This window comes from Pseudomonas sp. FW305-28, assembly GCF_017351395.1.
Lineage (GTDB): Bacteria > Pseudomonadota > Gammaproteobacteria > Pseudomonadales > Pseudomonadaceae > Aquipseudomonas > Aquipseudomonas fluorescens_AA.
Map to the genome: position 1 here is coordinate 1 of NZ_JACNDD010000011.1, position 13,019 is coordinate 13,019.

The following is a 13,019-nucleotide window of genomic DNA, read 5'->3' on the forward strand; positions in this document are numbered from 1 at the left end:
AAGCTCGCTCCCACAAGGGGGGTGTAGTGGGTGTCAAATCTCACCGTCATCCTGGAAAAAAGTGGGCTCGCTATTCATGCACCGTCACCCGATTGCGCCCGGTCTTCTTCGAGGTATACAGCGCCTGGTCGGCCCTGGTGATCAGCTCGGCGTGGTCGTTCGAGGGCTGGCTCAGGTCGGCCACTCCCAGGCTGACGGTGAAGCGGATAGTCTGGTCGTTGAACTGCACTTCCAGCGCTTCGATAGCCTTGCGCAGGCGTTCGGCGAAAATCTGTGCGCCGGCCTTGTCGGTGTCTGAAAGCACTACGCCGAACTCTTCACCGCCATAACGCCCGGCCACGTCGGACTCGCGCACATGCTCGTGCAGCAGCTTGGCGACGTGCTCGATGACCTTGTCGCCAGCCTGGTGGCCGTAGGTGTCGTTGACCCGCTTGAAATGATCGATGTCGAGCATGACCAGGCTCAACGCATGGCCATAGCGCTGGTGCCGGGCGTAGGCGGCTTTCAGATTGCCCTCCCAATAACCGCGGTTGTACAGGCCGGTCAACTGATCGGTACTGGAAAGTCGCTGCAGCTGTGCGTTGGCGGCCTGGAGCTGATGCCGGTTGGTGGCGACGTCGGTGACGTCATAGATCACCAGGCAGATATGCTTGATGGTGTTGTCGGGCGAGCGCAGCGGCAACAGCGTGGTGTTCTGGTACATGAACGCTTCCTGGCCGGTGATCGGCTGGTAACTCTTGAAGCGCATCAAGTACGGGCGCTGCTCCCAGACCGTGAACGCTGGCGTGCCCAGGGTCGCGACGCTTTCCACCTTGCGGCTGAACCATTGGCGATCGATTTCAGGGAACAGGCTGAAAAAATGCTGGTTGTGCGCGTCCTTGGGCTGCACCCCGGAGCGGTTCTCCATGAAGGTGTTCCAGACTTGCACGCGGTACTCGCGGTCGAGCACCACCACCCCGACGTCGATGCTCTGAACGATGGCCAGCAACCAGTGGAATTCGTTCAGATCGATGGATTCGCTCATGGCTCAGTTCATCAGGTAGGCGAGTTTGTGGGTCAACCGTTCGACGGAGTCCTCCGTGAACAACAGCAACAGGTCGAAACGAATATCGTGCCCTTCCAGGCTGTAGCTGATTTCCACCGCCAGGGTCTTTTTCCAGTGTTTGCTGTTGTCCCGGATCAGTTCCTCGATGGCCGCGTGCTGGCCGAGAATCTGCGGGTGGCCTTGGGAAAACACCACGTCGATCTGTTCGGCAATGCTGCTCAGGCATGCGCCGATCAAGACGCTGGAAAGGTCCAGCAACATCTCCAGGTCCGAATAGTCGGCGCTCTGGCGCTGCATCAATTGCGCGATGTCGGCGATTTCCGAGTCATGGAAGATCAACAGGGCTTCGCCAGCGATGCCGCTGCCGATAAACCCCTGGCAGATCGCGGTGAGTTGCTGGGAGCTGCCGACGTCGGTCAAGGCCATGTGCAACTCCCCGACCTCGAGGAGGTTCACGTTCGGCACCGGCAATTGCACGAAGACCCCCAGCACCTTGGCGATCAGGGCCGCTGCCCGGCCGATGGCCACGTTGACCGTCTCGCGGAACACATCGTGGAAACTGATGGCCGTGTTCGTGACCGAACGATTCTGCAACGGCACCTGGCTGGGTTGGGCCAGTAGCCCCAGCCGCGCCAGCGTCTGGCGCAGGTCGTTTTCATCGAACGGTTTTTTCAGGAACGCCAGCGCGCCCAGCTCATGTACGCGGCGCACCGCCTCATCCTGGACGTCACCGGAAATCACGATGACCTGCGCCTTCAATCCTTCGTCGCGCAAGGCGCCCAATACCTGGTAGCCATCCATTTCCGGCATGGTCAGGTCGAGCAGCACCACGTGCCCCAGGCCCTGGCGTATGGCGTCCATGGCCTGGCGGCCATTGCTCGCCTCGGTGACCGAAACCGGCCAGTCTGTCGGCAGTGCACGCAACACCTGTTTGCGCGCCATGTTGGAGTCGTCACACACCACCAGGGGAATCAACGACACAGGAACGACCATGGGTGACCAATGGCAGGGGAGGAGGGGCTACTGACATCATTCATAGGCTTGCAAAGACCCTTTGATTAACGAACCGGGTTTATCAAGCTTAGCGTCCTGCACGAAAACTGCGGGGCTCGGTTGCATTAGAAACTGGACCAATAAGTCAGGGGCGTCAACTGCACTTCGTCATTCACACCCCACGCAAAGCCACGGTCGACGCGCGATTGGCCATGGCGGGTGCGGTTTGTGGTCTATAGTTTTCAGCAGACCCGGAATCTTTCCGTACCGGCGATCAGGGACTGCGGACGCCTCGCGCCGTAGCTGCATCGGATACCCGCAGGCCGTCAGCAGTGAACAATGCAGGGAGCACACCATGGCGATCCAACGGGCGAGTGTAATGACGTCGGCCCCGGATATCGTTCATCGTGAAAGCGCCCTGGCCGATGGGACGAGCCATTGGTTTCGGCGCGGCTTCGACCAGGCCAGGGAAGCCTACATCCTGTTCCCGCTGCTGGCCGTTCTGCTGTTGGTGGTCATCTGGGCAGGCACCCTGTACCTGATCAAGGTCGAACAGGCCCGCGCGCAGCAAGGGATCGCCGAGGCGAGCCTGGAAATCGGCGCCACCTACGAGGCGCAGATCCTGCGGGCAGTGCGTGAAATCGATCAGACCCTCAAGCTCGTCAAGTACACCTACGAGTCCGAGCGGGAGCCCAACCCGCTGCCCAAGCTCAAGGCTCGCGCCTTGTTGCCTTCTCCCTACTTGTTCGACGTCAGTGTGGTCGATGCCAGCGGCCGGGTCGTCGCCAGTACCCAGCCGAGCGAAGCCGGAAGCCGAATGGCCAAGGATGAGCTGCAAACGCTGGGCCCGGACACGGCGCTGTCGATCAGCCGTCCGTGGAAAAGCCCGGTGACGGGGGAGTGGAAGTTGCGTTTCAGCCGACGGCTCGATGGCGGGGATGGCGCGTTCGCCGGGATCGCCATGGTCGAGGTCGATGCCGCCTATTTCGTCAGCAGTTATGACGCCTCGAAACTCGGCAATCACGGCTTGCTCGGCCTGTTGGGTATTGACGGTGTCTTTCGGGCACGGCGCAGTGGAGAGGACGTATCGGCCGGCGACTCGATCGATTACGCAAGCGTGGTACCGGACACTGAAAACACCGAAGCCGTACGCGCGATCAATGCGGGGGATGGTGTGTGGCGCTACACCAGTGCCCGCCAGCTCTACGACTTCCCACTGGCGGTGATTGTCGGGTTGTCCGAGGAAGAACAACTGGCGGCGGTGAACCAGCAAGCGCGTACCTACCTGTGGCGCGCCACGGGCGGCAGTCTGGTGCTGGTGTTGCTGGCGGGGCTGCTCGCCCGGATGAGCTGGCAACTGGTGCAAAGCCGCTTGCGCGCCGGCGAAGCGAAAATCGCCTACGCGGAAAGTGTCGAGTACCTGGCCTATCACGACGGCCTTACGGCCTTGCCCAATCGCAGTCTGTTCAGCAAGCTGTTGGGCCAGAGCATCCGCGAGGCCAGCCGTTATGATCGGCAACTGGCGGTGCTGTTTCTTGACCTCGACCGCTTCAAGCAAGTCAACGATACCCTGGGGCACGATGCCGGCGATCAACTGCTCAAGGAGGTCGCGCTGCGCCTCGAGGCGTGTCTGCGCGGCAGCGATACGGTGGCTCGATTGGGCGGCGACGAATTCGTGATCTTGCTGCCGGAGCTGTCGCAGGACAACGACGTGGCGACTGCCGCCCAAAAAATCCTGACCGCCATAGCCCGGCCCTTCAACCTCGAGGGCCAGGAGTTCCGTGTGACCGCCAGCGTTGGTATCAGTGTGTACCCACAGGATGGCCTGGACGAGCAGACACTCAAGAAAAACGCCGATATCGCGATGTACCAGGCCAAGCAATGTGGCAAGAACAACTTCCAGTTTTACTCCGCGAAGCTGAACGCGGACTCACTGGAACGGCTGACGCTGGAGCTGAGCTTGCGCCACGCGCTGGAGCGCCAGGAGTTCCAACTGCACTACCAGGCCAAGCGGGACATTCCCAGTGGCCAGATCACCGGTATGGAAGCGCTCCTGCGTTGGAATCATCCCGACCTGGGTATCGTGGCGCCCATGCAATTCATCCCGGTCGCGGAAGAGACCGGTTTGATCGTGCCGATCGGCAAGTGGGTGCTCAAGACTGCCTGCCGGCAAAACGTCGCCTGGCAACGACAAGGGCTGCCACACCTGGGAGTCGCTGTGAACCTCACGGCTCGGCAGTTCGCCGATGAGAACCTGTTGACGGACTTGGCCGAGATACTGGCCGAAACCGGTATGGACGCGCGCCTGTTGGAGCTGGAGATCGCCGAGAGCCTGCTCATGCAGGACGTCAAGAGGGCGTTGAATGTATTGACCGGGCTCAAGCGCCTGCAGGTCCGCATCGCCATCGATGATTTCGGGATCGGTTATTCGTCGCTCTCCGCGCTCGAGCAGTTTCCGCTGGATGTCATCAAGATCGACCGCTCGTGTATCTGCGATACCAGCAGCGTGTCGGAAGACAAAGCCCTGACCGAGGCCATCATCGCGATGGGCCGGACCCTCAGCCTGACCGTGGTGGCCCAAGGCGTGGAAACCAAGGAGCAGGCCGATTTCCTGCGGGATAACGCCTGCGATGAGTTCCAGGGTTTCTACTTCAACAAACCGGTGCCCGCCGATCAGTTCAAGCTGTTGCTGCAAGCCCAGGCGGCTGGCACGGGGCTCGGTACGTAGAGCCGTACTCACTGCGACTCGAGCGGCACTGCCCTGACGCTGCCGTCCAGCTCCCGTGCCTGGATATAGCCGATGGTGTCGGGGTTCTCTGCGATACGTTTCTTGACCTCCGCCCCGCTCGAAACCGCCTGCGGCGGCTGGCCCCTGCCGGTGAAGATGATTTTCGACCAATGCGCCTTGAGCTGGGCTGCGGACTTGCCGGTGAACGTTGTGTAGAACTCATCGCGGGTTGGTGAATCTTCTGTCTGGTCAATGGGAATCGCCTGTCCGCCGCCGGGAAAACGACTGGCCTTGCCCAGGAAAATATCCGCCACCTGATTGCGCGCGAGCGTCTTCACCGGGCTGGACGCGGCGACGACCACCACCACGTCGGCCTTGACGGCAACGCTGGCGGCGCACAGGGCGAGCCCCGCCATGGCGAATCCGATGAGTCTCACAACCCACATGGCCTGCTCCATCAGAAGACAAAATCAACAGCCAGGCTGATGACGTTGAGCGAACCCCCCGACGTGAAGTCCGGTTGGGGGTTGATCAACGGACCGACCGAGTTGCCCTTGAAACGTGTGTGATCGAATTGCACTTTGGCGTCCATGTTCTTGGTGAAATCCCAACGCATACCCAGGGAAAGGGTCTGCAGGCCTTCGTTCGAGCCCAGGACGCTGTTGAGCGCACCGTTGAGTTCGGCGGCCGTGCCCGCCAAGGCCGGCGGCAAGGTCGATAGCGTCAGGCCCGGGCTGGAGACTTCTGTTTCGGTCCTGGAGCGCGCGTAGGTGACATAGGGGGTGAACGCTGCGATGCGGTACCCGCCGCTGATGTACCAGGCGCTGGTCCTGCCCAGGCCGGAACGGCTGTCGAGACGTCCCCATTCACTCATGACGAACCAGTCGCCCGGATCGTAGCTGGCACCCACGCCGATAAAGTCGACGGGGGTGTCATCGGAGTCGTAGCGATCGGCGATGGCGATGCCTTCCGGACCGAACTCCCTGAACGTATCGAAGAGTGAATTGAATGGCTCCAGGGTCAGGTCGGCCTTCATGTAGGTGATGCGTGTGGTGAGGGCACCGAGTTCGGTGGTGTTGGTGACCCCCCAGAGATTTCTCGTCAGCGCCTTGCCGGTCCCGTCGGAATCGCGGCTGTCGGTCTGGCCGTAGTGGGCCTGCACCGTGTTGGTGATTTCATCGACTCGAAACCGGTAGCTGCCATCGATGCCGTCGCTGCTGGAGATCGGCATCAGGCCGTAGACCTCCATGGGCGCCCGCACCCAGGGCAGGGTGTAGCCCACTTTGCGGTTGTCGGATACCAGGAATGTCGGCAACACGGTACGGCCAATGCGTGCGCTGAAATCCGGCGTGAACTGGTACTTGATGTTGGCCCACTCGACGAAGGGCCGGTAACTGTTGTCGTAGCGCTGCTCGGAAATGACCTGCACCACGGCCGACAGCTGCGGGGTGAAATTGGCGGTCAGTTGGGCGCCTATCAGGCTGTCGACGTCGGCGCTCCAGTTGCGCGAATGCCCCGCGCCGTTGGGCTTGAAGATACTGGACGTGAAGTCGGCTTTTTTCTCGCTGGAATGGACGATCCCCACCGTGCCGAAACTGCTCAGCGAGAACATGTCGGCTGCGTCGGCACTGGCACCGCCGGCATACAGCGTCACGACTACCAAGGCCAAGGTATTGGGCTTTTTCACCATGGGGGTCAAGGTAACCTCGTTGCGTGGATCGCCATTCGTCTGTTCCTTGTAACGTTGGCTGAAGCTGCGCGTTATCACGCGCCGAAGCGTAGCCTAGATCGCCAATTTGAGCGTAAAGGTCGCTCCCGTTCCCGGGCCATCGCTATGGGCCTCCAGCGAGCCGCCCATCTCCATGGCCGCCAGGACGCAGCTGTGCAGGCCAAAACCATGGCCATCCTTGCGTGTGGTAAAGCCATGGGCAAAGATCCGCGTCAGGTTCTCGGGCGCTATGCCTTCGCCGTTGTCGATGACCTTGATCACCAGGGTGTCTTCTTGGGGGATCTCGCTCTGAAGGATGATTTGAGGGGTCAGCTCCGGCCGGTCATCCATCGCCCTGCTGGCGTTTTTTATCAGGTTGATCAGGATCAGCAGCACCCGATGCTTGTCCAGTTGCAGCAAGGGTGTTTCGGCCAGGTTTCGCACCACGGTGATCCGATGCGCGGCGATGATGCCGGCGTTCATGCGCACGGCATCCTCGATCAGGTCCTTGATCTGCACGGTTTCGGCCAGGCTGGAGGTGCCTGCGTAAGATTGCTGGGCGGCGACGATTTCCTTGATGTGATCAACGCTTTTGCTCAGTTGGCCGAGTTCTTCGGTCATGCTCTGTTGCTCCACCGCCAGCGCGTCCACCAACTGGTTCAGGTAGCCGGGCAGCAGCTTGCCTTTCTCGTCGTGGGAGATGAAGTCGCCGAGGTCATCGGCGTGCTCGTTCATCATTTGCACCGCCTTGCCGAGCCCCAGGGCCTTGCTGGTGCGCAGCTTGCGGGTGACCAGGTCGGCGGAGATATTCACGCTGTTGAGCACGTTGCCCACGTTGTGCAGGACGTTGGTGGCGATTTCGGCCATGCCGGCCTGGCGAGCGGCGGCGGCCAGTTGAGCCTGGGCTTCGGCGGCGCGCAGACGGCTCTGCGCCAGTTGCCAGCTCATCCGGGCGAGCACGCCCACCAGCAGCACCAGGACCAGGCTGCCGCCTGCCGCGCGCCAGAGGTAGGTACGCGCTTGCTGGTTCACCGCGGCCAGTTGTTCCTCCTCGGACAACCCGACAATCACCGCCAGTGGAAAGTCGTAGAGCTGGCGGGCACTGGTGTAGCGCCGAACCCCGTCCCAACCATTGACCGAGAGCACTGCCTCGGTGTTTTCCGCATCCGGCACCACCGCCGTGTAATCGACCGTATCGCCGGCCAGTACCGTTTCTCCGGTGCGCCGCACGCGGAAGAGGCCGTCAGTGCCCAGCAGCCCGAGCGCACCTTGTTCGCCGAGTTTCGAGGCGTCGTAGCTGCTGACGAAATAGGCGGCATCGACCTCGACCCTGGCGATCCCGGAAAGTGTGCCATCCGCGGCGTCGAGTCGCCGGCTGAAGCGCAAGCGCCATTCTCCCGTGACCGGACTTTTCCACGGATGACTGATGGACAATGAGTCGCTGTGCCGCAGTGTTTGCTGCTCATTCGGGTCAGCGATATTTTCCCGGTCGTTGGTCCGTGTACTCGCCACGAGCCTGCCGTCCGGGTTGACCACGCTGACGTCGAACACCAAGGCCGGCGGTAACAAGGCCCGCTCCTGGAGCCGGCGCAGGGGATTAGGCTCGCTCTCGGTCTCATAGGTGTATTTGACCAGCTTGAGGGTTTGGTCGATTTCATGGATGGCGCGCAACATTTGCGCTTCGTAGGTGGCGCCCATTTCCAGGCTGGCCGTCGCGGCGCTCTGTTGCGCGCGAAGATGTTCGACCTTGATCAGATAGAGGGTAGCGCTCCAGATGGCCAGCAACAGCAGAACGGCCAGCAACGGGAACAGGATGTAGGCTTCCTTGGCCTGGTCGAAGGCGCGCCGAAGCACGCCGGCCTTGGTATCGCCATCGGCCTCGGCACAATGAGCAGTGCCAGGGGCCAACCTCAGTGTCTCAGGCCGCTGGATCGGCATGGTGTGCTCCCTGCATTGTTCGACCGAAGGCTGGTGGGCGTCGACACAGTCACGGCTCGAGGGGTATTGCTCCTGCTGGCCCGAGCATAAAGAGCCTGGATCTGTCAGAACTATAGACCACAAACTCTGTATGCCAATGTGCGAAGGTGGGCCCGACTGACTGGGGCACTGAGGATTTTGTGGCAAGGGGATTTTGTGGGAGCAAGGCTTGCCCGCGATACACACGACTCGACTTCAGGAAGACCGCGTCGCATCCATCGCGGGCAAGTCTTGCTCCCACGACCCCCTTCGCCACAGGTTATTCAGTGTTTGCTCTATCGGGGTCACACCGCTTGCTTGATCTTGCGATGCACCCACTGCGCCTCGTCCTTCAATTCAAGGACCTGCCAATGGAAGCGCTCCAGGGCGGCGCTGTGCCCGACGCTGATCAGGATCGTGTCCGGCAGCGTCTGCCTGAGCAGTTGATAGCAACGCGCTTCGTTTGCCGCATCCAGCGCCGAGCTGCTTTCGTCGAGGAACAGCACCGTGGGCCGGGCCAGCAGGGCCCTGACGAACGCACAGCGTTGTTGTTCGCCAACGCTGAGGGTCTGCGCCCAGTCCCGCTCCTGCTCCAACTGATCGCTCAGGTGTTGCAGGCCGACCTGCTCCATGACCTGGCGCAGCGCGGCATCCTCCTCGCAACGGGCTGGGTGGGGGTACCAGAGTGCTTCGCGCAGGCTGCCCAGCGGCAGGTAGGGTTTTTGCGACAGGGTCAGGGCGCGTTCACGGTCATAGCCGCTCGAGCCGCGCGCGTGGGGCCAAAGCCCGGTAATCGTGCGGATCAGCGTCGACTTGCCGTAGCCGGATGGCGCGCTGATCATCAGGCTGTCACCGGGCTTGAGTGACAGGTTGAAGCCTTTGAACAACGGCCGGCCGTTTGGCAGCCAGATGTCCAGGTCCTTGATATCAAGGCCGCTGGCCTGTTGTTGGTGCCTGACCTGGGATTTGACCTCGACGTTATCCAGGCGCTCCTGGAAGCCGACCAAGCGGTCGATCACCGACTTCCATTCCGACAGTTCCGGGAACACGCTCACCAGATAGGCGATGGCCGCGTGCACTTCGCCGAAGGCCGCGCTTATCTGCGTCAGGCGGCCAAGGGGAAAGGCGCCGGCAAAGAACTGTGGCGCCATGATGAACATCGGTATGACCGTCGCGCTGCGCAAATAGAAGGTCGAGTAGCCCATGATCAGCTTCTGTTTTTTCACCAGCGCCCAGAAGTTTTCCAGCGCCGCCTCCAGGCGGTGGTTGAAGCGTTCGTTCTCCACAACTTCGCCGCGGTATTGCGCCACCGAGTCAGCGTTCTCCCGCAGGCGGATGAGCGAGAAACGAAAGTCCGCTTCACGCCGCTGTTGCATGAAGTTGAGGCTGGGCAGCGCACGTCCGAGCCAGAATGCAAGGCCGGTGCCCAGGAGCGCATACACCAGGGCGACCCACACCAGCAGCCCGGGAATGACGATCGATTGCTCGTTGAACGGCACGCTGACGAGGCTGGAGGCTTGCCAGAGGATATGCAGGAAGGAAAACAGCGACACCACCGACGTCAACAGGCCCAGGCTCAACTTGAGCGACTTGACGATAAACAGGTCGATGTCCTCGGCGATCCGCTGGTCGGGGTTGTCGACCTCGGTCTCGGTCAGCTTCAGCTTCTGGTAGCGCTGGCTGCCCAGCCATTGACCGAGCATGTTGCGGGTTGCCCAGCGCCGCCAGCGGATGGTCAGCTTCTGCTGGAAATGGAACGCGCCAACGGTAAAGGCGGCCATGCCGATCTGCAGCAGGATGAACTGCAGGCTACCGATCAGGAAACCGTGGTAGTCCAAGGCCTGCAGGGCGTTATAGAAATGCAGGTTCCAGAAATTGGTGAGGATGTTGACACCGACCAGGCACAGGGTCATCAGTACGGTAGCCAACAGCAGCAACAGGGCCGGGTACTTTTCCTCGGAAGCCCAGAAGGGCTGCGCGAGGCGCCAGAAATTGCGAAGTGTGTGCATGGGGTCTTGGTGAGCCTGGTCGCTAACGACGTTGAGTTTGCAGGGGCGGGAGGATAGGATCAGCCAATGCTAATCGTTTGCATTAATTAGGGAAAGCCACGGGAGCCCTGTTATCGAATTTCCAGAATGGCTTAACCAGGCCTGGCCGCCCATACAGCGGGTCGTCCGGCAGGAACCTGGCGACCAGCCTTCCATCGCGTTGAGCCAGCTTGCCGACCCTGCCGCGTTGCAACCCTTGCTGACCCGATTTGCCCTGCGTTACCCGGGGGTGAACCGCGCCGCCGTGGTTTCGCAGTGGTCGATGAACTACATGAGCATTGTCTTGCCGGCCACCCTGGCCTGTGTGCTGACGCGTGGCTGCGCGATCGAGTTCTGGGGCGAGGGCGCGTTGTTGTTGCACGACGACGGCCAACCGGCGGCGCTGGGCCTGGCCGCCGGGCTGTCGCCCTTGAACGCGGAGGACCGGGCGGTGTATTGGTCGCGGTTGGTCCACGAGCATTTGGCGCCACTGTTTGGCACGTTGGCCGCCGCCGGTGGCTTGGCCCCGAAAATACTGTGGGGCAACTTTGTCGCGATCTGGGACGGCGCCTTCGCCAGGATGGACCCGGATCTGTCCAGGGACGGCTTCGCCGAAGCGCACCGGTGGCTGGAACCGGTTACGGTGAACAACGGACGCCTGAAGCTGCGAGGCCTGCAACGCATGGTCGAATCACCGGCCCCGCAGATATGCCCCAGCTTGCCCTTGCGTCGGCATTGTTGCCTGCATTACCAACTGCACGAACCGGTCGAAGGCCAGCCGCCAGTGCTGTGCGAATCCTGCCCCAAACTGCACCGCCTGCCGGTGGCGGAACAGGTGAGCTACCTGCATTACATCTATGAGGAGGGTTGAGCGCAGCTTTTGACAGCCTTGGCCAGAAACCCTCCACATTCCTCAAGACAGCATTTGCGCCTGGGATGAGGCGTTGGCCTGGGGGGCTACTTCGCTGACCTTGCCATGTTCGACGTGGATCAACCGATCGGCCAGGCCGAAGTAGGCGTCGTCGTGGGAGATGACGATCAGCAATTTGCCGCGCTCGCGCAGGTCCGGCAGGATCCGGGTGTAGAAGAAGTGCTTGAACACCGGGTCCTGGTCGGCCGCCCATTCGTCGAACAGGTAGCAGGGGCGGTCATCCAGATAGGCACTGAGCAATGCCAGGCGCTTGCGTTGCCCGGTGGACAGCGCCAGCGTCGTCAGCTTGCCTCCTTCGATCTGCACCTTATGGTCCAGTTGCAGGTGCACCAGGTAGTCCTGCGCCTGTTTCACCAAGTCCGGATCGTCGCCATCGAACAGGTTTTCGAACAGGCAGAAGTCGGTGAAGATCGCCGAGAAGTGCTGTCGATAATGGAGGTTGTCGTTGCTCGAGGACACCTGCTCATCGAGCATGATGTCGCCACTTTCCGGCCGGTACAGCCCGGTCAGCAGCAAAGCCAGGGTGGTCTTGCCGCTGCCGTTGCCGCCGGTGATGAATACCACTTCGCCGGCATTGAGCGTCAGGTCGATGGGCCCCAGGGTGAAATGGCCGTCCTCGCGTTCGCGGTAATAGGTATGGGCGACCTGCCGGCACACCAGGCGGCGAACCTGGGTCGGCGAGATGGTATCGAAGGTCTCGTCGGATGCTTCCATCTCGCCTTCCAGGGCACGGATCTTATTCAGTGCGACGCTGGCGCGGCCCAGGGTCGGCAAGGCGTTCATCAGTTCCGACAGCGGCGTGATCATGTAGAGGATCGTCAGGATATAGCCGGTGACGAGGCTCACGCCCAGGTCGATGAAATGCGGTGCGGCGAACAGCACCACGCCGATCAGCATGTAGAACACCGCGTTGCCCCAGTTCAATACCAGGGCGTAGATGCTCATGCCGCGTACGAAGTCGCGACGGTATTGCTGGCTGACTGGAATCAGCAAATGGGTGAAGAAGTGTTGCCGGCGAGGATGGTTGAGCTGCAGTTCCTTGCTGCCATCGGTGAGCAGGCGGTACTGGTCGAACAACTGATCCTTGAGCTCCCGGGCCCGGGAGATCGAAGTCAACGCCCGACGTTGCGGCCAGTGAAAAGTGAAGCTGCCCGCGATGATCAGCAGCAGTGTCAGGCCGAGCAGTGGCAGGCTGAGCCAACCCAGGTAGCCCAGGCAGGCGGCGATGATCCCGGCATTGACCAGCAGGATCGGCACCAGCTCCACCGCCTGGCTGATGGTTTGCGTATCGTCGGTCAGCATGGCCAGCAGGCGATGCTTGCCCAGGCGCTGCAATTTCGCGTAGGGGGTATCGATCAGCTTGGCGCTCAGGTGCAGGCGCATGTCGTTGACCGCGGCCTGGCCCAGGCGCAGCAGGCTGATGTCGGAGATCACCCGGGACACCATGACCAGCAGCACCAGCCCGGCGAAAAGCAGCCCGTCCACCGGGCGTAGCTTATCGAACACCTCCAGGCTGTGGTTGATGTTGGCGATCAACCCGGCCGCCGCGAGGCCGCAGATCAGGCCCGTCAGGGTCGCCACCAGCAGTGCGCGCCATGAACGTTTAGCCATGAGTAACAACAGATCCATTT

At 61.5% G+C, this 13,019-nt stretch carries 9 protein-coding genes; 2 read left to right on the top strand and 7 right to left on the bottom strand.

Features of this window, described 5'->3' with window-relative positions:
• Positions 1-70 precede the first annotated feature (70 nt).
• The gene (locus tag J4E53_RS04540) at positions 71-1,024 is read right to left on the bottom strand and encodes a sensor domain-containing diguanylate cyclase (protein WP_103309653.1); all 954 of its coding nucleotides are present in this window, start codon (positions 1,022-1,024) and stop codon (positions 71-73) included.
• Between the two features lie 3 nt (positions 1,025-1,027).
• A complete protein-coding gene (locus J4E53_RS04545; protein ID WP_103309655.1) occupies positions 1,028-2,038 on the bottom strand; it encodes a response regulator in 1,011 nt (336 codons plus the stop codon).
• 355 nt (positions 2,039-2,393) lie between these two features.
• Between J4E53_RS04545 and J4E53_RS04550 the strand changes: the two genes are divergently transcribed.
• Positions 2,394-4,766: an EAL domain-containing protein gene (locus J4E53_RS04550; RefSeq protein WP_103309657.1), complete on the top strand. Its 2,373-nt coding sequence runs from the start codon at positions 2,394-2,396 to the stop codon at positions 4,764-4,766.
• An 8-nt stretch (positions 4,767-4,774) separates the two neighbouring features.
• On the opposite strand, the gene J4E53_RS04555 is transcribed toward J4E53_RS04550, so the two are convergent.
• The 4 genes from J4E53_RS04555 to J4E53_RS04570 all read right to left on the bottom strand — a co-directional run bounded on the left by J4E53_RS04555 (position 4,775) and on the right by J4E53_RS04570 (position 10,439).
• Positions 4,775-5,212 (bottom strand): hypothetical protein, encoded by a 438-nt coding sequence (locus J4E53_RS04555; RefSeq protein ID WP_060741927.1) that lies wholly within the window; start codon positions 5,210-5,212, stop codon positions 4,775-4,777.
• An 11-nt stretch (positions 5,213-5,223) separates the two neighbouring features.
• Positions 5,224-6,456, bottom strand: a complete 1,233-nt coding sequence (locus J4E53_RS04560) for a porin (protein WP_103309658.1) — start codon at positions 6,454-6,456, stop codon at positions 5,224-5,226.
• A 93-nt stretch (positions 6,457-6,549) separates the two neighbouring features.
• On the bottom strand, positions 6,550-8,412 hold the full coding sequence (locus tag J4E53_RS04565; RefSeq protein ID WP_060741929.1) for an ATP-binding protein: 1,863 nt from the start codon (positions 8,410-8,412) through the stop codon (positions 6,550-6,552).
• A 323-nt stretch (positions 8,413-8,735) separates the two neighbouring features.
• Positions 8,736-10,439, bottom strand: coding sequence for an ABC transporter ATP-binding protein/permease (locus J4E53_RS04570; RefSeq protein WP_103309660.1), 1,704 nt, complete (start codon positions 10,437-10,439; stop codon positions 8,736-8,738).
• Between the two features lie 199 nt (positions 10,440-10,638).
• On the opposite strand from J4E53_RS04570, the gene fhuF reads away from it, so the two are divergent.
• Complete coding sequence (gene fhuF, locus J4E53_RS04575; RefSeq protein ID WP_103309662.1) at positions 10,639-11,328, top strand: siderophore-iron reductase FhuF; 690 nt, start codon at positions 10,639-10,641, stop codon at positions 11,326-11,328.
• 42 nt (positions 11,329-11,370) lie between these two features.
• On the opposite strand, the gene J4E53_RS04580 is transcribed toward fhuF, so the two are convergent.
• The gene (locus tag J4E53_RS04580) at positions 11,371-13,017 is read right to left on the bottom strand and encodes a cyclic peptide export ABC transporter (RefSeq protein ID WP_060741931.1); all 1,647 of its coding nucleotides are present in this window, start codon (positions 13,015-13,017) and stop codon (positions 11,371-11,373) included.
• Between the last annotated feature and the right edge of the window lie 2 nt (positions 13,018-13,019).